Here is a 19,287-nt window from a genome sequence, read left to right on the forward strand (position 1 = left end):
ACCTCCCGGGCTATTTCAGGAACGGCGCGGCTGACGCACGGGAGGAGTGAATAGGTCGAAGTAGAGGGGTTCGTCGATGCGCGGGAGGTTGCGCTCGGCGGCGGCGGTGAGCAGTTCCGCCGCCATGTGTGTGAGCACCCGCAGGTTTCCGTGTGCATGGGTTGCCAGGGTTTGGATCAGCTCCGGTGCGATCAACTGGGGCGCCCCGGCTTTCTGCAGGACGTAGTCCAGGTAGGAAGCCAGCTCCTGCGGGGTGAGCGCGGAGAGTTCCAGGCGGGCGCGGATGCGACTGCCCAAGGGTAGGAGTTCCGGGGTGCGGAAGCGCTGGGGGAGCCGGGCGTCGCCGCACAGCACGGTGAAGAGCAGGCTCTGGGAGTCGAAGCTCGCGCTTTGCAGGAGCCTCAGTTCGGTCAGGCACTCGGAGCTGACCTCCTGAGCCTCATCGACCAGGAGCAGCGGGCGCAAGAGAGTCGCTGCACAGTGTGCGCGCCAGCGCTCACGCAGCGCCTTGAATCCGCCATACCGGTTGGCGGGATTGAGCTGAACGCCGAATAGCTCTCCAAGCTCGCGATAGAAATCGGCGACCTTGCTTTGGGGGCGCTCCATCACCCCCACTACGATGTCGGGCAGTTGTCCCAGGCGGGCGCCAAGCCACTGCAGGGTCTTCGATTTGCCGTAGCCCGGCTCACCGGTGATCAGGGAGAACCCGCCCTGGGAGACCAGGGACTCCAGGCGCCGGGCAAAGAGTTCGGCGCCCGGCAGCGGCCAGAGCGCCTCCACGGGAAGCGCCGGCACGAACGGGTTGTACTTGAGCCCGTAGAGGGCCAGGAGAGTCTTATCGTTCATCGGGACCCTCCTTCACGGCAAGATAGGCCGGTGGAAGCCCGGTGGCGGCGTAATCCGCCAGCCACTTGCGAAGCAGTGCGGGCATCTCCTCGGGTGAGGCGTTCGCCTGGGCCGACTGCGCCGCAACCGGTTCCAGAGTGCGGCGCTGACCGGAGGCGTTTTTCTCCTTGTCCTGGGGGAGCAGCCGGGCCAAGGGATTGCAGCTGTCGGGATCCACTAGAACCATCCGGCTTACGTCCCAACCGGCATGGCGTAACGTCAGGCGGGGGAGATGCCTGAACCGCGACGGGACCTCGAAGCGCACCCCCTCGACCGTCACGGTTGCATCGCTTTTGCGCTGGGTGCGCGTAACCTGGCGGGTGAAGGCGAGATTCAAGGAGTCCATGTCGGGAGCCGAGCGGGAGACCTCCGGTCCGGCGAGCAGGCGCTCGATCGGAGCGCAGCCGATCTCGCTGTGGGTACGGCGGTGATAGTCCTGTTCGACCCACGCCTGGGTGGTGCGGTTGAGGAACTCCAGCCGCAAGGGGCTCACCCCGCGCAAAAGCTCCATGAGACGTCCCTCAAGCTGCGCCCAGAACACCTCCTGTTTCCCGTTCATATAGGGCGAGTAAGGAAGGGTTGTGTCGTGGCTCACCCCGAGTCGGGCCAGCCCCTCCCGGGTTTCCTCCGCCAGCATCGCGCTTCCATTATCGGTCATCAGAGCCCTGGGAAGCCCACGTTTCAGCATCGCCTGCGTGAGAGCATGCGCGAGGTTCTGGGCGCTTTCCGCCAGATACCACTGCAGATGGCAGCAGAGCCTGCTCCGGTCGTCCAGAACCGCGCACACCAGGGGCGTCTGCCAGCCCCCCTCCTCGTCCAGCACCTTGAGGCTTCCCTGGTGGAAGTCGAGGTGCCACAGGGCGTGCACGTGGCTCGCCTCATAGCCGCGAATCTCACGGCTTTCGCGGCGCCGGACGGCGCGGCGTTGTCCTTCGGTCGGGTTCGCGGGCTCGCGCCTTTTCTGCCACCCCTTCTCCCGCATTCGGCGAAGCACGCTCTGGTAGCTCGGCAAGGCTCCCATCTGGGGCTTTTGGGCCACTTCGGCGGCAAGGTTGTCGTAGTGCAGTTGCACCGTCCAGCGAGGATACCTGGCATACTGCACTTCCAGGGCGCTCAAGAGCGCCTCGGACAGCGCAATCTGACACCCGGCGTCCGAACGCGCCTTGCGACTCAGCGCAGCGATCGGGTCCGCGGCGTCCTTCGCCTGGTAGTACCAGCGTTCGAGCGTGGAAAAACCAAGTCGTATAGACTTCTCCGGGAGCAGGGGATGCCGGTACACCCTCTCGCTCAATTCCCGGATCTTTCCCTGCAACTCCCCGCTCGCGGCAGGGCTCGCCAATAGCGGTCCGATCACCTGCAGCCGAAACCTGGCCCAGCGCTGCTTCGGGACTACATTCTTCTTCATTGTCAATGGTAGTGCAATAATGTCCCAAAAGCGGTAACGAAAAGTGTACCGCCCTGGAAGCCGTGGTATCCCTTCTGGAGAAAGGAGGGGTGCCCATGATTTCCACGGAGGTAGTTATGGACATAGCCGCGCTCAAACGCTCCGGCCACAGTATCCGATGGATCGCACGCAAGTTGGGCATTCATCGCAAGACCGTGAAGAAGTATCTCGAAAGCAACTCTTTCCCTGCCTATCATCGGAAAGACATCAAACCATCCATCCTTGAACCGTATCACCAGATCATCCGGGATTTTCTCGATGAGGATGAATATCAGGCCACTTGGATACTCACCCGTATTAAAAGGATGGGGTATTCCGGCAGTTACGATACCCTCAAGGTATTCGTCCGCTCCATCAAGGAACAGAAGCGGCGCATCGCCTATCAGCGCTTCGAAACGGAGCCTGGGCTCCAGGCCCAGGTTGACTGGGGAGATTTCAAGGTGGTCGAGTCCACGGGAAAGACCACAACCCTCTACGCCTTCGTGATGGTACTGGGATTTTCCCGGGCCATGTACGTCGAATTCGTTGAACGATGCACCCTGGAGGTGTTCATGGACTGTCACCTCCGGGCATTTCGCCACCTCAAGGGCGTTCCCGCCGAGATCCTCTACGACAACATGAAGCAGGTCGTCGTGGGCCGGGAGAATGGCCGGCCGGTGTTCAACACCGAATTCCTTCATTTTGCCAGGCACTACGGTTTTACGCCCCGCCTCTGCCCTCCCTACAGCCCCTGGGTAAAGGGAAAGGTCGAACGCCCCATGCACTATGTGCGAGAAAGTTTCTGGAGGGGGTACGGATTCCATTCTCTGGAAGAGACCAATCAGGATGTTGCCGCCTGGATCGCGGAGACTGCCCACCAGCGCATCCACGGTACCCACCGTCAGCAGGTTCAGGCCCGCTGGGAGCAGGAGCAGCCCTGCCTGGGAGTTCTACCGCCCTCCGAATACGACACTTCCCTCAAGTATTTCCGCAAGGTCTACAAGGACTGCCTGCTTTCCTTTGGCGGCAACCGCTACTACGTTCCCTACCAGGAAGCCGGGAGAAAGGTTCTCCTGAAGGTCAAGGCCGGCGTCATTCGGATCTATCACGATGACGAACTGCTGGCCCTGTACCAGATTCCGGAACTCAAAGGGCAGACCATCGGCATTCCTGACAAACCGCCACCCCGGACTCCTCGGCAGACCCCGCGCTATGGCCAGGACCGGGGGAAGGCCACCCGTGGTCTCACGACCGGAACGCTCTACCCCGAGGTCTACCGTCGCCCTCTGGAAGAGTATGACCGCTACGCCGCCGGAGGTGCCCCATGGAACAGCTGACCTATGAGCGCCTCCAGGACAACCTGAAACGACTGAAACTCTTCAAGGCGGTGGAAATCCTTGACGATGTCGCCACCATCACCCAGAGCGACGGGAGCTCTCACCTTGCTTTCCTTGACCGGCTCCTGGAGGAAGAAGTGGCGGCAAAGGACAAGCGCCGTGTGGATACCGCCATGAAGATCGCCGGTCTTCCCATGGCCAAAACCATCGAGGAGTACGACTTCACCTTCCATCCCCATCTGGACAAGAAAGCGGTGATGGAACTCTTCGATCTGACCTTTCTGGCCAAACACGAAAATGTCATCTTCCTGGGACCGCCGGGAGTGGGTAAGACCCACCTCGCCATCGCCCTGGCAATCAAGGCCTGCTATCACGGCTTCAAGGTCTACTTCACCACCATGCACACCCTGATCGCCAAGCTGAAGGAGAGTCAGGCCAAGGGAAAGGCCTATCTCAACTCAAGTCTGGTGATCGTCGATGAAGTCGGCTACCTACCGGTCAACAACCAGGAAGCCTACCTCTTCTTCCAGTTCATCTCCTATCGTTACGAGAAAAGCTCGACCATCATCACCTCCAACAAGAGCTTCTCCGATTGGCAGGAACTCTTCGGAGACCAGGTCATTGCTTCGGCCATCCTGGACCGCCTGCTTCACCACAGCAAGGTGGTCAACATCAAAGGGCACAGCTACCGGTTACAGGGACATGCCTTCGCCAAGCAACTCTCTCAGAAAGGAGGTGAATCCATTTCAACAACACCTGATTGAGGAACTTCTCTAACCAGCAGGGTGGTACACTTTTCAATTCCCGAAACTGGTACACTTTTGCGTCCCCATTGACATTCATTTAAGGCTCCTTTCCGGCCGCCATCCAGGCGTCTCCACTGTGGAGCACCTTCGGGTCAGCCAAGAGCCGCCTTATAAACCATTCCGAGCCCGATGCGAATCCGCCATCTTTTGCGCGGACCCTTACGACAGTCCAGCTCCCTCGCCGATCCTGTTCAAAAGCCGCATCCCGCAAGCAGTCGCAGACAGCGCACCAACGCCGTTTCCGGGCCGTCGCGGCCAAGCCCCAGGCGCTCCAGCACCCCCAACGGAATCGCTTCCGCCGCCACTGGAGGGATCAGGAGACCGCGCAATCTTTGCCAGGTTGAGGTATGCGGGAAGGTCGAGCGAAAAAACGCCAGCCAGCGTCTGAAAGTCGAGAGGGTGACGCCGAAGAGGTCCATGATCTTGCGGGCGCTGTAACCCTTTTCCCGCTGTTGGCGAAGGGCTGTGGCGACAACGATCACCCCGCCCCAATAAACACGCCGGCCCAGGAAGAGCACCGATGGCGGCAAGGTCCGTCGTCGGCAACCTTCACGACCGCAGCAAAGACTATGGCGTATGAAGAATGTTTCGAACAGGTTGGCGGGGCCGCCACGGGGTTTGCGCACATAGGCGCCTCGGTGCAGCGGTCCCGAACAGTAGGGCAACCAAGGGAGCGCACCCCCTCGGCAAGGTCGACGTCGATGTTATAAAGGAGGGAAAAAAGCTTCTGACGCTGAATAATTTCTGGTAGCATGACTCCTGCCTGATTCCTGCTGGGCAAGGAGGAGCCCCCGTCGATTCCGCCAAGAAAAGTGAGGGGGCTTCTCCATCTTTTCCTCACATTTCTCGTCTATTTCTCGCCTAATTTCCATCAATTTTTCTGATCAGCCTCATTTCCTCGTCAGCACCAACGGTTGATACGAAGTAACCACGTGCCCAAAAGTGCATGCCAGTATAGTTCTTCTTCTGACCAAGATACATTCGGGCAATATGGATGGCACTCTTGCCCTTGATGAAGCCAATCACCTGTGCAACAGAGTATTTCGGTGGGATCGATATCAATATGTGAATATGGTCAGGTTGAAGGTGACCCTCCTGTATTTTGCACTCTTTCTGTCTCGCAAGACAGTGCAACAAGTCAGCAAGATGTTTCCGAATCCGCCCGTACAACACCTTACGGCGACATTTGGGAACCCATACGATGTGATACTTGCAATCCCATTTCGAGTGACATAAACTTTGAGCGTCGTCCATGAAGCCTCCTTTTTCGTGCACTTTGAGCGGTTCACGTTAGGGAGGCTTCGCCATATTTCAGGAACTGTCAAACTATGGGGGTCCCCCGGCACAGCCGGGGGATTACTCAGATGAATTTAATCCGGGAAGCAACACCGCGACAGCACGATGGGCTACGTTACGGTTGACGGTTACGCGTAAGAACCTAGCCGGAAGTCACTGAGTGTAACTATAATTTAACATGCTCAGTGCGTAGAACATCCAGGCTTGAGACCATCGCATGTATGGAATACTATTTGTATAAAACCTTGTTTTTTGATAATAGAAATATCCTGAATTGTCTTGCATGTTGTTAATAGCCCAATCTGCAATTTTACCTGCTAATTCGATGCTATTAGTGTTGTAAGGCATTAATTTTAGCAGTGTTACAATCCCCTGTGCAGAACAATGGATATCAATAGGATAAAGTGAATTGTGATAGTATTTGGGGCACCAATTCTCTAGCCAAAAGGTCTTTAGATAATAATTATAGGCACCTTTTAATTCTCTCTCCCAACAATAATCATCAGTGTATTCCATCCACTTACAAAGAGAAACAAGGTTAAAACCTGTATGGAAGTTGTCAATGAACTTTCTGTTTTCCGCATATGTCCAAGAATAGTCCTTTTGTAGTGCTCTGATGGCATATATCATAGCTTTTTTAGACTTATCATATAGAGCTCTTTCTCTATTAATCTGGTACACTCTGGCTAATGCTGTAGCACCTAACATGCTAACGTTATAAACCTTACCTCTGCTTCCCGGCATGTATTGAAAACAAAGTGAATCTGGATCTTCAAAAAGAATCAGATTGTCCAGGTAAAAATTACATCCACTTACTGCTAAATCAAAATATTTATGGTCACCTGTTGCTTTGTAGTAGTCCAATAAGGCATTGACAACAAAAACAGTAACAACTAAGTTAGGCGTACTCTTTGGCGTTAGAAATTTTCTGGACTGCCAATCAAAATTATATCCCCAGCAGACATTGTTATAACCTGGAGAAGACAACTTCATAAGTATATCTATTAGTGATTTGGCTTCGTCGTACTGGCCTGAATAAACTAAACCGGAAACGAAGAGCGCTAAGCCCTTTGGGTTATAACCCTTTGGAACTAAAGTGAGTTTTCTTAAATTCAATGGAAAACGTTTGAAAAACTGTATCCAGATCAGCCGCAATATGTAAGAATAGTGAAAAGGTGCACTATCGACAATTCTGGAATTAAGGCCGTCAAAGTTATCCCAACCTTGATAACCCATTGCCTTGCAATAGCGGCTAAGTGAGTCAAGGGCTTTCCTTGTTTTTTCCTCTTGGGTGCTCATATCATTTCGCTCGTGTACTGAATTATGCCAGCAGTTCAAGCAAATAATTTTCCAACCTCTTTACGACATTTCTAATTTCACATTTTTGTACTGCTAGCGCCCTGTTATTGATCATTATACGATTCCAGATTTTCTTGTTCTCGAATAAAAATTTAACTTTACATGCAAAGTCAGCTGGATCGCTTGTTTCTACAAGAAAACCATTCTCTCCATCTTTCATGAGGTCAGGTATTCCTCCAACTGGTCTTGTCACAATTGACAAACCAGCTCCCATTCCCTCTATTATACATATAGGCAGTCCTTCACCATGTTTTGTTGGAAAGATCATGATACCACACATATTTAATAAATCCCATTTGGCCTGATTATCAATCCATCCGGTAAAGGTGACAATGGAATCAAGGTTGTGTTGGGTTACGTACTGCCGCAATTCAGGCATTTGTTCGCCATCTCCAGCCATGTATAATTTTACAGCAGGAAATTCGTGTGCCAAAATGGAAGCTGTTATTATGGCTTCAAGCCCTCCTTTGTCCTTAGTAAATCTTGAAAGAAAGAGAAGTTTAAAAATGTCATTATTGTTTGTGAGTGTATTTTGCTCGAATACCGTTGTTTCAAGGCTAATACTACTAGGGGAAAAACCCCACCGAACAAGGCAGTTTTTAAATTGGCTGGCAAGGACCAATGCCTTATCAAAGTTGAATACAAACCTAAATACATATTTACCATATGAGCTTATAATGTGCTCAAAACTAGGATCCCATCCGTGGAATAGTACAAGTGTTTTCTTATTGAGTAATCTCTTGGAAATCAAATGGTATATTCCATCCCTGATTACAGCCTTGGCATCAAGTGACGGGTTAAGAAAAACTAGGTCATAATCAGGAATTATCTTCAATAACAAAAACAAGTCTTTTAATGTTTTATAGGCCCCGGCAAGCCACGTGCAATTTTTACCTGATTTTCCAGTGTGATATAAATCAATATCAACTGCTGTGGAATTAAAATGCTTACTGACAAGAGAGTAATAGTAAGTTACTCCACCTTTTTCATGGAATGAGGGGCAAAGTATGAGTACCTTGAAATTCATTGTTTTATATCCATACGCAGCAGTGATCGGTTAAAAAATTGCAGTTGATGTGCCGTTCTTTGCAAACCCTATGAATTTTAGTAGTTGCCACCTTTTTACTTGACAGACGGGGAAAAACGCGGGTAGCTAGCTTCGTAACTATTTAATATGATTGGAGTTGCGATGCTGTGCCATATACACCCCTTCTATAGAAGGGCGGTGCCACTTGCGTTGAAGCTGTTGGTCAAACCGGCGATTGATGAGTTGCCCTCCATACCACCACAAAAGGCACAGGGGAATAAACCGATGACGTTTACATTTGAGCACCATCTCAAGGTCCTTATCTATCTTCATCTCCAGGAGTACGAATCAGGCCGGGAACTTCTGCAGGTCCTTGAGTAGGATGAGTTTGCCAAGGCCCATGCTGCCTCTCACGAATGAGTCAAGCGCAGAACAATTCGAGGCTATGAACACACAGATCTCTGGAACAGCTGGTTCAGATGTACGAGCGGCTGCAGGCAAAAGCGAAAAACCTGGTACCCGGTCAGTATGCTGATCTCGGCACGCTGATTGCGGTGGATGGTTCACTGATTGACGCCGTCCCCACCATGGAGTTTGCTGACTATCGCAAAGGGGGCAATAAAAATCCATACTATGGATATGGCTTTACTCGGGCTAAATGTTAACTCAACTTTCGCAGTTGATGATTTACCCGTAACCGCTTGATAGAGCATGTATTTATGCTCATTACTGAGTCAAAAGTAACAATCGCTCTCTGAAAATAGCTGGTAGTGTCTCAACAAATCGCTCAATCAGTTGCTTCACCTGTTCTTTGCACAACCCGATAACGCTGTTCAAGGTTTCTTCCAGTAACTTGAGCAACAATGCCAATGCTTCTGTATAGACAATCTGCCGCATTTCGTCGCAGACAGCGTGAAACAGACTTCCGAGTGTCCGGGGATCGGCATTCTCCCGTTTTGCCAGCTCCAGCATGATGTAGCGGCAGCAGACCAGTGTGGCATGGGCAATCAGGGCGTCGAAGGATCGGCTCTGGAACTCCTTTGCCAGATTCAGAAACGACTTGGCCATTTTGAAAAACACCTCTATGTCCCAGCGACGCCGATAGAGTTTGATAATCTCTTCGGCGGTCAAGGTCGTGTCGGTGGAAAGAAGCGCCAGCCATCTCTTCGAATTCCGGTCGCGGACGAACACTATCTTTGCCGGCACGGGAATGCCCTGATCGGCTGAGCCTATGGTCACCAGTACTTCGGCCAGCACCTTGGCACGACCGCATCGTTTGCGGACGGATTTGTACAGCTCTTTCAGGGAAAGCGGCCATCCTTGCATCTCATAAGTGACCTTTCCCGTGTCCTTGAGCATGCAGACGGTGTGCATACCCAAAGCCTTTATCCGTCTTATGGTGGCAGGAAAGGCGAACCAACTGTCGAGGAGCAGAGGCTGGGCCTTGGTCCCTGCCGTCATGACTAAGGAAACCATATCCACCAGCACATCGGTGGATTTCCTCATGCTTTCCTGGCGGCGCTTGTAGCCGTTGGTCCGTTTGTCGATTCCGTCGTGCATCGGAGCAAGACGGTTCTTTTCTTTCGCCGAACTGAGCATCGAGAGCGCCATGGGGACAAAGCTGTTACCATCGGACCACCCCAGGGTGAGCATCCGGAACCCGCGCATAAAACGGCCGGTATTGTGGTCATGCACCCGAGCCAGGAGTTCAACACACTTGCTGCGGTCGCGACTGTACAGGGTGTCATCAGCGATCAGCACTTTGGTTGTTGTCTCATCAGTCAGGGGAAGCAATCGCTGGACAATGACCCGCGCGCTGAGCAGAAGCAGAAAACGGCGCCAGTTGGCAGTAATCGAGTTCAGCAACCGGTATACCGTGTCTTTGCCGATACCTTCCGGAGTATCTGCGCTCTCGATCAGCCGGAAAAGGTTCTTGCCGGTAAAGGCAAGAGCAAGCATGAACTGGAATAAGGTGTCGAGGCAAACACCCTTTTCTTTCCTGATGTTGCTTTGCCGAAGAAACAGGCCGAGGCCCTGATTATGAAAGAACGAATGAATCCGGTTTTCTACAGCGGCAACTCCTGCTACAATCTGCTGCATAGCGTCGTCTCTCTGTGTTGGTGGATTTGTTGGGGAACAAAGCCATTTTAATCCAGATTACGACGCTATACTATTAATAATTACAATATTTTGCGTATTTATACCAACTGCGAAAGTTGAGTAATTAACAGGAATTGTGTAACCATGTTCTGAATGACATCAAGCTCTCATGCTTGCGGTAAGAACGGATAAAGTTGATTTGATATCAGACTTGCTGGTCTCGTTCGTTGCAATAAGTAAATATATATATATAAGTGGGTATAGCATAGCAATCAGTATGTGCAATGGTAAAAAAGCGCTCCTGCTTAAGGCGATCCATGATAAAGTGGCAGGAATCATTCCGCAAAATGCTATTCTTACTAATGAAATAATTGGAAATTGCCACGGAAATATCCGCTTTGTGGCAATAATAATCATTGAAAGGTAGATTGTGTATGCTACTAGCGTGCCGGCAGCTGCTCCAATAATTCCATAAAAAGGTACGAGGATGATATTCAAAATGACGTTGAATATGCCTGCTGCAATAACAATATACATAAGTGATCTTGTCTTTTCCATTGCCATGATGCCTAATTTATATTTATAAATAATTCCGGCAACAAGTACGCTCAATGAAACATAGGGAACTAATGATGCACCACTCTGGTACTTTGCTGAAACCATAAAAGAGAATATAGTATCAGAATAAACGCATAAGAAAAAAATGCAAGGTACTATAAGTATTAAAAACAATCTCACTTCGCATGCAATAAACCCTTTTAAGGCATCTGCGCCTTCCTGGGCATATATTTTCATTGCCAAAGGCTCTTCCATCATATAAAACAAATGCACTAACATAAAAAGAGAGTTCCAAGTTATATTGTAACAAGCAGAATATACACCAACAGCATGACTGCCGAGTAAATACTTAATAATATATCTGTCTGAAAAATCAAGAAGCCATAAACCAACTATGCTTATTGTAAGTGGAGCACCGTATTTGAAAAATCGACTTATTATATTGATATTTAATTTAGAGGAGATGTTGAAGTTGCTTGAAAGCGCTGTATTCCATAAGAAAGGCAGTATTGCAACAACAACCATTAGCTCACCCAAAAGAATAGACTCAATTCCCAACTTAAGTTTATAAATTAGCACCAAAGATAGTATGAAGGAAAAAACATTTCTAGAAACTATAAAAATGGTGTGTAGATTAATTCTTCTTTCCATCCTTAGTGTGTTTCGCAATACGTTTCCCGTTGGTGTAAAAGCAAACAACACAATGCCAATCTGGAGAAGCCGCTTTAATTCGCTATCCAATTGCATCATCTTTAGCAAAAGAAGCATTGGTATGGTTGTGAGAGCTGCAAGTAATACGTTAGCCTTTATAATACTTGTCAGCATTTCACTCAATGACTGGGTCTTTATGTATTCGTTATAATAGCGGGTTAATGATGCGCCAATCCAATTGCTACAACGGTCTAGTAAGTTTAAAGCGGCTTTAGCTATGTATAGATTACCATATGCAGATGGATCAAACAACTTAGTGTATATTGGCACAGAAATGAAGGCCAATATCGCAGGTAGTATTACTTGCGGAACGTACCTAGTTAAATCTTTTATTATCTTGTCATGAAAGGTCATAATATATGTTTGAAACATTACAGTGATAGATAATAGCATTACAAAAACAACAAAAAGGAAAAACTACTTTCAAACTAACTCCAGTATTTTGTCAACGATTACTTTCAGTGCTGGACGGGGATTGTGGTCGGGTGAACTCGGCCTTTCCCATTTTTGAATAAGAACTTTATTAGTTATATCATCTGCTGTTTCCAGGAGCGTGAGTCTGCCAGTACTCGCTAAATACTTGTCAACAGCTCCAATTTCGCCTTTGAATATACTATATACTGGTACTCCCAAGGCTGCCGCCTCGCGGTTCATCGTGCCACCACCACTGATGACGAGATCCGAATGCCAGATAAGATTCAGGCCGTCCAGCACCCTGTCCGGAATCACCATTTTAGCTTCGCCAATCAAGGCTGGCCATGTTTTACCGATGTGTGCTGCCTGGCTGCTGTTTCTGGGTAATACGACCATACGAAGATTGTCGATGCCCGAGAGCCAGTTGACTGTGGCATAAAACAGATCGTCACTCTTAGGATTGTGATAGTGGGCCTCACTTGCGGGGGGGCGGATGGTGACTACGATTTCCTTTTCAAGTATACCCAATTCCGACAGTATACCCGTTTGTGGTTTGAACGTGGGAACGTAGACATCTTCCTTTATTCCAGGATATGTGCTTATGCGGGAGGTATTCCGCCAGTGCAAGCCCGCGGGAATAGTCTCGGGAACCATTATCCAATCTGAGCTTAAGAAAGATGGCATTTTGTTGGAAAACTCATAATCGGCGAGTTGAAGTGCGGGTATATGAAGAATTTTTGCTGCGAGTAGCTGGGAGCGGGATCCATGGGCAATTGCCAGGGAGGGGAGGGGTCTAGCCAATGTGTTCCTCATTTGCAGAGCCCGTATCACGGCTCCCACTACCTTGAGCGCCTTGTGCTTTCCGTAGTGTCGTCCGATTCGTGTGTAAGGAAGGCCATACAGGTCAGCAAGTCCGCACACTTGGAAACAGTCGCGGGCGGTAATAACAACCCGGTACCCATGCTTTTCCAGTTCTTCAATTATTGGTTTGAAGAACGGGACATGGGGGGAGTTCTCCAAATCGACCCACAGTATTCTGCTATTTACGCTCATGGTCTTCGTTCCTCGTTGTCGAAATGGTCTAATGGCGTCGAAATCGAACGACCCTGGTGAGTTGGATCTGTTCAGTAGTGCTGTCCGCATTAGTCATTCATTTTTTCGAGCCACTCTTCTCTCCAGAAGAAAAAACAACTGCGGTCGCAGGCTCCAAAGTCCTTGGTCCCTTGGCACATCACTCCGTCCAGAATGACTATCCCTTTGCATTTTTTGACACGATAATCCCGCTCATCAAGGAATTTCTCCACCCGTTTCAGAACTCTCTGTCTGGTACCGCAGTATGGCCACATTTCCTCCATAAAAGAGCAACCGTTGAGTTGGTGCCAGTTGTTTAATGTTTGCCTGATTTCCAGCCATGATTTGACGCGCACACTATCACCTGGCTGCAGGGGGGGGGGGGCAATGGCTGCAGCTTCTTTTGCTCCCGAGGAAAGGCTGTTTTTCCAGTCTGCGAGAAACTTGCAGAGGAAGTAATAACGCCTCTTTAGAATTCGTTTAACTCTTTGCCGGGTCTGCCAGATGATTTCAAATAAGCTCAGTTTCTCTACAATATCGGGCAGAGAAAAAATCTGGCAAGGATACTGATTGTGTGCGCTCCGAGGAAACTCGGTATCCTGTTTGACGTTTGTGGAATTACGATGTGTCTTCAGCATGGTAAACTCCGGCGAGAAACAGTGGGGTATTTTAGTTCAGCTCGGATACTGCTCACAGGTAGTTGTAAAAAAAAGAGCCAAGATGAATGAGCACGCTGTCAGGTATGTAGGGGCATATCTTCTTGGTGAGTTTGTACTGAACGGAAAGCTCCTTTGATTCGTAGTCATCGCTTTCTTGATGGGGGCAATAACAATGGGTTATGTCGATGATCTTGGTCCCCCAATGTTTTTTGAACTCCATAAGAGTGGTGTTGTTTGGTGATGTCGCACCAAAATCAAAAATAGAGTAGCCCTCTCTATGAGCTGCCTTGATTCCTTCCCAGAAAAGAAAATGATTGGGACTTACGTCGCGGCAGCCGGCATCCCAGGCAAGAAATTCGGCGGAGACCCGGTCCCGGTATTTGAACAGAATCAGACCGGACAGGATGTGCTGTTGTCGCTTGGCAAGCAGCACCGACATTTTTCCGGTTGCACCGAATTCTTGCCAGAGTGAGATGAAGAAACGGTATGGCTGCGGAGGGAAGCCGAGACGTTTTCTGGTTTTGACGAACAGCTGGAAAAAAAGATTAAGGTCCATTTCGTCCTGACCGACAACGAGTCGTAGATCACTGTTTTCAGCCCGTGAAATCCTTTGTCTGACACAGGTGCGATGGAAGGAGCGGAACAGTTCCTCCTGGCTTTTATCCAAATCAATGTAATGATTTTTTAAAAATTTGTGACGGCTGATCCGCTTGTCATCCAGCAATGGAAACGCATCAAGGCTTCGTACTTCAATCGATGTGATCCTCTTTTGCTGTTGCAGGCTAACTGCCGCATCGATGAGAGCAGACAGGTCTTCGCCGGATGAAACAAGCGGATCACACAGTGTCGCGTGGGGGATGCTGACCAGACGATGTCCTGACAGCTTGCCTTTTCTCTCGAACAGAGGCAGAGCGGCCTTCAGGGCTGTTCCGCTCTGATCCTCAAGCGCCAGATAGTAGCCTTTCATGTTTGCAAAACTGTCCTCAAGCACTCTTTTCCAGCTGGATGTGTGAGAGATCTTTCCAAAGGGGTGCTTTTCTACAAAACTGTCCCACCTTGGGTCAGTGAGCGGGTCAAGGAGAAAAACTCCCCTTGCAGCCACCTTCTTCTCATTCTGTTTTGCCGCAACGGAGTTCGCGCTCATTGCCGTTCACGCCTCTCTTTATGGGATTTTTCAGTCCAGAAACTGGCAAGATCCCGCGGTAATACATGCCAACAGCAATTTCCGTAGCGAGTTTTGACGTATTCCAGAAACTCTATGTAGTAGTCTACGGAATAGCTGCTGCAATTCTTCGCCTTGTTTGTAAAATCCATGTAATCAGGGTGGGTGTTCACGAGTGCCATGCCACCATGCTCGAATATCCAGTCCAGTTTTCTCTTCCAGATATCTATCGATTTTTCCTTGAAGAGCACAAAAAGAGTAAAATCCTGAGGAAGCGTATAGGGCAACTCCACATACCCCTTGTTGTTATCGCTATGGTGTGCCGAAACCCAAAACGGAAAGATCGTTCGCACACCATCCGGTTGAGGTTCAAAAGGGTCTGTGTCAAATGTAGAGGCGTCATATGCTATATCCAGTCCATGAAGCCATTCCAAGTTGTGGTGCATGGATGGAGAGCGAAATCCAACAGACCCCCACTTTTTGAGATATGTGTTGATTATTCCTGCCTGATAATCGAAATCCCCCCTTGATTTATACAAGCTCCTGTCATGCCAAAGACCGTGTATTCCTACCTCAAAGCCGTCTTTTTCCAGCAGATTGCGCAGTTCGTGCGATACCTTGTTTGTTATGACAAAGTTGAATGACGAACGAAACCCCAAGCACTTTTCGATTTCGGCAAGTTCTCCGCATTTATCCTGGCCTGTCACGGTATCTACATCGTGGGTCAGCACCAAGGCAAAGTGACTCTCTTCAGGCCACCCGCTCCAGGTTGCGGGAGTTCTTGCTGCATCTCTGTCAATGGGCCACGTATTTCTGTATACCCACTTTTTCAACAGAGTTACCCGACTTCTGATCATGATCTGCAGTGATCTCGGAATATATGGCTTTATCTGATAGTATGAGTTCACGAGTCTCTGGTTCATCCCGAGCCCCTTTCGCCATACCTGCCTGAATCTGAAGAAAATGGACTGCCAGGAAACAGTTTCCGCTCAACAAAATCTGTTACCCTGGTTATGGAGTCCAGATTCTCCGGAGTGAGTTCTTCATCGTTGACCCTGATGGAAAACTCATCTTCGAGGAACGATACCAACTGCATTACCCCCGTTGAATCGATAAATCCCTCTTCGAGAAAAGAGCTGTCATTCGTCAAGCCACGGTCTTCCCCAAAAAGAAAATTATCGATTATGAATGCTCTGATTTTTTCGCTTTCGCGCATTGGACTGTCGCCTCCCTGCAGGTCGTATCAGGTAGTCAAGCTGTGTATGAAAGTATACCATTTTCCATCACTAGCGCTGAAAGATGGAGGTAACGCGTGGTGGCGCGTTTTGTGTCGATATCTTTATAAATAATTTCAATGTGTTGCTCTGGCATGCCGAGTGCGTTGGCAATGTCCCCGGCTGGAACGGAATTGTTCTTGCCAAATAGACAGAGATCCATCTGATCATAGGGGAGCGTAAAAAAGAATTCATCCTGCCCCTGCTCCAGAGAATAGGTATCCGTGGTCGGTTTCCGCTGCCTGATCTCTTCCGGTATGCCGAAGTATTCTGCAAGCTGGTAAACCTGTGACTTGTACAGGTGCGCAATCGGTTTTATGTCAGCAGCTCCGTCACCAAGTTTTACAAAAAATCCCTGATCATACTCCAGACGGTTCGGTGTGCCCGCAACGGCGTAGTTCAGACGATCGGCATGGTAGTACTCCAGCATTTTTCGTATGCGTTGTTTAAAGTTTGTCGCGGCGACAATTTCCAGATAAGGCTCAAGGGACAGGCGTTTCTTGATAACCGCCCCTTCTTTGGGCTGGGCAACAATATAAAATGATGCATAGGAATGTTGCTTCAGAGCGTTTGATATTACTATTTTGGATTTCCACCCCCTGCCGTATTCGGGTATTACCCGGCAAACAGCTGAATCGTACTTTTGATAGAACCCAACTACCTCAAGTATGTTGGTAATCTCTTCCGTAACTGTCTCTATGCCGAGATAGCCAGCCACCATCTTGCCAAGATGCAAGGAATCTCCGGACGAATTTCGCTCAGGCATCAGTAACCCCAGAACCCTGTCCTGCCCCAGGGCCTTCACGGCAAGCGCCGCTGTGACGCTGCTGTCGATTCCGCCGGAGAGCCCAACGACCAGGCCGCGCCTTTTTATCTGGCCCAGCATCATCTCACGAATTTCGCGACTGATCCTCGACGCTTCATTGTCCGGGTTCAGGCGCAATGCCTCACGCAAATGGTGCACCGTTCCATTCATCGGTCCTCCTCTCCGTTCCGTGTTTGGGGAACTGCACTAACAATGGCTTTTAAACCCGCATCAATCACAATTTCGGCCTATGCGGCCCGGATTCATCGTTGTACTTTCTCAGACCAAACAGAAAATGCCGGTAATCCACATTGCCGTCATGTATCAGTGGATGTGTTATCTGTGCCAAAGGAGCACAGGGCGAGTGCCCATACAGGATTCCGGGAGGCACATTTTTGGTTACGACGCTTCCGGCAGTTACCACTGCTCCTTCCCCGATCGTCACGTCATTTAAAATGATACAGCCGGGACCGATGTACACATTCTTCTCTATAACCACTTTTCCTGATTTTTCCGCAGACCTGTATCCTCCCAGATAAAAATGAGAAAATATGGTACACCTGAGGCCTATTATGACATTATCCTTAATAATTACATTTTCGGGATGGAGCTCATCTATATACACATACTGGCTTATCCAGACGTTGGAACCGATCTGAACACCCCGCTTTCTGTGCAGCCAGGGACGCAGCGAATACCCGCCTGGAGCAATCATGGCAAGCTTGCCGAGCAATCGCTTCTGAAGTGCCATCATTTTAATTCTCCATTAAAATACAGCCTCACATGCGTTCATTTCCCCGAAACAGGTGACGTATCCGGTGGTATCAAGGGGAATTGAGCAGCTCTCGACAGCCGGAACGGTTTATTTTGCCGTTTGCGCTCTTGGGCAGCGCATTGACCAACCTGATTTCTGATGGAATCTTGTGTTTGGGGAGTATTGTCTGGCATCGTGCCAGAACGTTTTTCCCATCCGTTTTCCCTTCAATGGGAGCCGCGATTGCCACGAGCTTTGCTCCCAACAACGGATCATCAACTCCGAGTACGGCCGCTTCCATAACCAGTTCGGTTGCCATGAGAGCATCTTCGATCTCCTGGAGGCTTATCCGGTGTCCCCCCACTTTCAGGAGGTCGTTCTTGCGTCCGGTTACAAACAGGTATCCCTCTTCGTCCATGAATCCCATATCGCCGGTATGGTATCCGTTTTCATCCAGGACTTCGGAGGTGCTCTTGCTGTCCATCCAGTATCCCAGCATGATATTGGGACCCTGGGCAACAAGTTCTCCTGGGACCCCAGGAGAAAGTTCATTCCCTTTTTCATCCATAATTCTGATGGTGACACCCCCAATGGGTCTGCCGATTGAGTCGATTTTGCTTGTTAAGTGGTCCGGTTCGACATAGGTCAGGCGGGCGGCAGCCTCCGTAGCTCCGTACATGACGTACAGTTTCGTGTGGGGTGGCAGCACCTGTAGCAGTTTTTCCTTGGTTTGCCGGGACATATGGCCACCGGCCTGTGAGCAGTAGCGGAGGGCAGTGAGCCTGTCCCGAAAGAGAGCCAATGGTGATCTGTGCAAAAGATAGGCGTACGTAGATGGAACCCCGGAAAAGCCGGTAACGTGCTCCGTCGCCATCTGCTCGATAACGCACGCCGGAAACGCAAACCTGTTGTTGATGACAACCGTACCGGCAACGGCCATATGTGTGTTGAGCAACGAGGTACCCATGACATAAAAGAAGGGAAGGACCACCATTTGGATATCGTCCTCATGGAGGTGCAGATACTGAATGATGGAGTGGGTGTTGGAGGTGATGTTTCTGTGTGACAGCATGACCCCCTTAGGTTTTCCCGTTGAGCCGGAGGTGTATATTATGCTGGCTAGCTCAGATTCGCTTATGGGCAACCGAGGGTTGTCGATCGTTCTTCCACACACGACATCCTCCCAGGCAACAACAGTGCATGCATCCGAACGCCAGGACAACGCTGGCTGGCTGATCAGCATGAGGCTGTTTTTCCGTGACTGGGAAGATGTTTCCTGAAGGATTCTCTCAAGTTTCCCGGTGGCGAGGATCGCCTTGGGGCGGATTTCCCGCAGAATAGCGTCCAGGCTGTCCTGCTTGACGTCACAGTTCAGGGGCACCGCTGTCCCTCTGGCCTTCAGCACCCCGTAGTAGCTGACAATGTACTCGATGCTGTTCTTGAACAGGATGACGATCCTGTCACCGGCGGAGACTCCCTGACTCAGCAGCCATGATGCCAGTTCGTTGGTCATTGAGTTGATCTGGGCGTACGTTGCGCGCACTTCTCCATGAACTACAGCCGTTTTGTCGGGTCGTAGTTCCGCGCTGTTTTCCAGGAAATCATGGACCAGTGATCGTGCCTCGCTATTCATGGAATTCTCCTCT

General features: G+C 50.0%; 19 protein-coding genes. 3 read left to right on the forward strand and 16 right to left on the reverse strand.

The annotated features are described in order from the left end of the window. Positions 1-15: 15 nt before the first annotated feature. Positions 16-846, reverse strand: coding sequence for an ExeA family protein (locus PPRO_RS14135; protein ID WP_011734879.1), 831 nt, complete (start codon positions 844-846; stop codon positions 16-18). Further along, a complete protein-coding gene (locus tag PPRO_RS14140) occupies positions 836-2,290 on the reverse strand; it encodes an IS481 family transposase (protein ID WP_011734404.1) in 1,455 nt (484 codons plus the stop codon). The genes PPRO_RS14135 and PPRO_RS14140 overlap by 11 nt, the downstream gene beginning before the upstream one ends. A 116-nt stretch (positions 2,291-2,406) precedes the next feature. Between PPRO_RS14140 and istA the strand changes: the two genes are divergently transcribed. Both istA and istB read left to right on the forward strand, forming a co-directional pair. Beyond that, a complete protein-coding gene (gene istA / locus PPRO_RS14145) occupies positions 2,407-3,645 on the forward strand; it encodes an IS21 family transposase (protein WP_011734942.1) in 1,239 nt (412 codons plus the stop codon). Then, positions 3,633-4,409 carry an IS21-like element ISPepr5 family helper ATPase IstB gene (gene istB, locus PPRO_RS14150; RefSeq protein ID WP_011733826.1) on the forward strand — a complete coding sequence of 259 codons (777 nt, stop codon included), beginning with the start codon at positions 3,633-3,635 and terminating at the stop codon, positions 4,407-4,409. The genes istA and istB overlap by 13 nt, the downstream gene beginning before the upstream one ends. 233 nt (positions 4,410-4,642) lie before the next feature. On the opposite strand, the gene PPRO_RS14155 is transcribed toward istB, so the two are convergent. The 4 genes from PPRO_RS14155 to PPRO_RS14170 form a co-directional block, all read right to left on the reverse strand. Beyond that, positions 4,643-5,077: a hypothetical protein gene (locus PPRO_RS14155; protein ID WP_198138261.1), complete on the reverse strand. Its 435-nt coding sequence runs from the start codon at positions 5,075-5,077 to the stop codon at positions 4,643-4,645. Between the two features lie 235 nt (positions 5,078-5,312). Next, a complete protein-coding gene (gene tnpA, locus PPRO_RS14160) occupies positions 5,313-5,705 on the reverse strand; it encodes an IS200/IS605 family transposase (protein ID WP_011736692.1) in 393 nt (130 codons plus the stop codon). A 195-nt stretch (positions 5,706-5,900) separates the two neighbouring features. After that, a complete protein-coding gene (locus tag PPRO_RS14165) occupies positions 5,901-7,046 on the reverse strand; it encodes a hypothetical protein (RefSeq protein WP_157040028.1) in 1,146 nt (381 codons plus the stop codon). Between the two features lie 22 nt (positions 7,047-7,068). Continuing rightward, entirely contained in the window at positions 7,069-8,133 is a 1,065-nt protein-coding gene (locus tag PPRO_RS14170) for a glycosyltransferase (protein ID WP_011736694.1), read from the reverse strand. Between the two features lie 479 nt (positions 8,134-8,612). Here PPRO_RS14170 and PPRO_RS14180 point away from each other — a divergent pair, with 479 nt between their 5' ends. Then, entirely contained in the window at positions 8,613-8,798 is a 186-nt protein-coding gene (locus tag PPRO_RS14180; protein ID WP_041532347.1) for a hypothetical protein, read from the forward strand. Positions 8,799-8,859: 61 nt separating this feature from the next. Here PPRO_RS14180 and PPRO_RS14185 read toward each other — a convergent pair whose 3' ends face one another. From PPRO_RS14185 to PPRO_RS14230, 10 genes are all read right to left on the reverse strand, one after another. Beyond that, positions 8,860-10,233 carry an IS4-like element ISPepr1 family transposase gene (locus tag PPRO_RS14185; protein ID WP_011735473.1) on the reverse strand — a complete coding sequence of 458 codons (1,374 nt, stop codon included), beginning with the start codon at positions 10,231-10,233 and terminating at the stop codon, positions 8,860-8,862. Positions 10,234-10,392: 159 nt separating this feature from the next. Continuing rightward, the gene (locus PPRO_RS14190; protein ID WP_198138284.1) at positions 10,393-11,856 is read right to left on the reverse strand and encodes a lipopolysaccharide biosynthesis protein; all 1,464 of its coding nucleotides are present in this window, start codon (positions 11,854-11,856) and stop codon (positions 10,393-10,395) included. Between the two features lie 69 nt (positions 11,857-11,925). Continuing rightward, positions 11,926-12,969, reverse strand: coding sequence for a DUF354 domain-containing protein (locus tag PPRO_RS14195; RefSeq protein ID WP_041532349.1), 1,044 nt, complete (start codon positions 12,967-12,969; stop codon positions 11,926-11,928). Positions 12,970-13,058: 89 nt separating this feature from the next. Next, positions 13,059-13,625, reverse strand: a complete 567-nt coding sequence (locus tag PPRO_RS14200) for a hypothetical protein (protein WP_011736697.1) — start codon at positions 13,623-13,625, stop codon at positions 13,059-13,061. A 52-nt stretch (positions 13,626-13,677) separates the two neighbouring features. Beyond that, positions 13,678-14,790, reverse strand: a complete 1,113-nt coding sequence (locus PPRO_RS14205) for a lipid II:glycine glycyltransferase FemX (protein ID WP_011736698.1) — start codon at positions 14,788-14,790, stop codon at positions 13,678-13,680. Next, entirely contained in the window at positions 14,787-15,731 is a 945-nt protein-coding gene (locus PPRO_RS14210) for a polysaccharide deacetylase family protein (RefSeq protein ID WP_011736699.1), read from the reverse strand. The genes PPRO_RS14205 and PPRO_RS14210 overlap by 4 nt, the downstream gene beginning before the upstream one ends. Further along, a complete protein-coding gene (locus PPRO_RS14215; RefSeq protein WP_011736700.1) occupies positions 15,728-16,024 on the reverse strand; it encodes an acyl carrier protein in 297 nt (98 codons plus the stop codon). The genes PPRO_RS14210 and PPRO_RS14215 overlap by 4 nt, the downstream gene beginning before the upstream one ends. Positions 16,025-16,059: 35 nt before the next feature. Beyond that, complete coding sequence (gene nadE, locus PPRO_RS14220; RefSeq protein WP_011736701.1) at positions 16,060-17,058, reverse strand: NAD(+) synthase; 999 nt, start codon at positions 17,056-17,058, stop codon at positions 16,060-16,062. 64 nt (positions 17,059-17,122) lie between these two features. Then, positions 17,123-17,641, reverse strand: a complete 519-nt coding sequence (locus PPRO_RS14225) for an acyltransferase (protein ID WP_011736702.1) — start codon at positions 17,639-17,641, stop codon at positions 17,123-17,125. 70 nt (positions 17,642-17,711) lie between these two features. Then, the gene (locus PPRO_RS14230) at positions 17,712-19,274 is read right to left on the reverse strand and encodes a class I adenylate-forming enzyme family protein (RefSeq protein WP_011736703.1); all 1,563 of its coding nucleotides are present in this window, start codon (positions 19,272-19,274) and stop codon (positions 17,712-17,714) included. Positions 19,275-19,287 lie beyond the last annotated feature (13 nt).

This window comes from Pelobacter propionicus DSM 2379 (genome assembly GCF_000015045.1).
GTDB classification, from domain to species: Bacteria; Desulfobacterota; Desulfuromonadia; order Geobacterales; family Pseudopelobacteraceae; genus Pseudopelobacter; species Pseudopelobacter propionicus.

Bases quoted from the DNA above. Each gene is read 5' to 3' on its own strand.
- PPRO_RS14135 (WP_011734879.1), bottom strand. From the start codon at position 846: ATGAACGATAAGACTCTCCTGGCCCTCTACGGGCTCAAGTACAACCCG.
- PPRO_RS14140 (WP_011734404.1), bottom strand. From the start codon at position 2,290: ATGAAGAAGAATGTAGTCCCGAAGCAGCGCTGGGCCAGGTTTCGGCTG.
- istA (WP_011734942.1), top strand. From the start codon at position 2,407: ATGGACATAGCCGCGCTCAAACGCTCCGGCCACAGTATCCGATGGATC.
- istB (WP_011733826.1), top strand. From the start codon at position 3,633: ATGGAACAGCTGACCTATGAGCGCCTCCAGGACAACCTGAAACGACTG.
- tnpA (WP_011736692.1), bottom strand. From the start codon at position 5,705: ATGGACGACGCTCAAAGTTTATGTCACTCGAAATGGGATTGCAAGTAT.
- PPRO_RS14165 (WP_157040028.1), bottom strand. From the start codon at position 7,046: ATGAGCACCCAAGAGGAAAAAACAAGGAAAGCCCTTGACTCACTTAGC.
- PPRO_RS14170 (WP_011736694.1), bottom strand. From the start codon at position 8,133: ATGAATTTCAAGGTACTCATACTTTGCCCCTCATTCCATGAAAAAGGT.
- PPRO_RS14180 (WP_041532347.1), top strand. From the start codon at position 8,613: ATGTACGAGCGGCTGCAGGCAAAAGCGAAAAACCTGGTACCCGGTCAG.
- PPRO_RS14185 (WP_011735473.1), bottom strand. From the start codon at position 10,233: ATGCAGCAGATTGTAGCAGGAGTTGCCGCTGTAGAAAACCGGATTCAT.
- PPRO_RS14190 (WP_198138284.1), bottom strand. From the start codon at position 11,856: ATGACCTTTCATGACAAGATAATAAAAGATTTAACTAGGTACGTTCCG.
- PPRO_RS14195 (WP_041532349.1), bottom strand. From the start codon at position 12,969: ATGAGCGTAAATAGCAGAATACTGTGGGTCGATTTGGAGAACTCCCCC.
- PPRO_RS14200 (WP_011736697.1), bottom strand. From the start codon at position 13,625: ATGCTGAAGACACATCGTAATTCCACAAACGTCAAACAGGATACCGAG.
- PPRO_RS14205 (WP_011736698.1), bottom strand. From the start codon at position 14,790: ATGAGCGCGAACTCCGTTGCGGCAAAACAGAATGAGAAGAAGGTGGCT.
- PPRO_RS14210 (WP_011736699.1), bottom strand. From the start codon at position 15,731: ATGAACCAGAGACTCGTGAACTCATACTATCAGATAAAGCCATATATT.
- PPRO_RS14215 (WP_011736700.1), bottom strand. From the start codon at position 16,024: ATGCGCGAAAGCGAAAAAATCAGAGCATTCATAATCGATAATTTTCTT.
- nadE (WP_011736701.1), bottom strand. From the start codon at position 17,058: ATGAATGGAACGGTGCACCATTTGCGTGAGGCATTGCGCCTGAACCCG.
- PPRO_RS14225 (WP_011736702.1), bottom strand. From the start codon at position 17,641: ATGATGGCACTTCAGAAGCGATTGCTCGGCAAGCTTGCCATGATTGCT.
- PPRO_RS14230 (WP_011736703.1), bottom strand. From the start codon at position 19,274: ATGAATAGCGAGGCACGATCACTGGTCCATGATTTCCTGGAAAACAGC.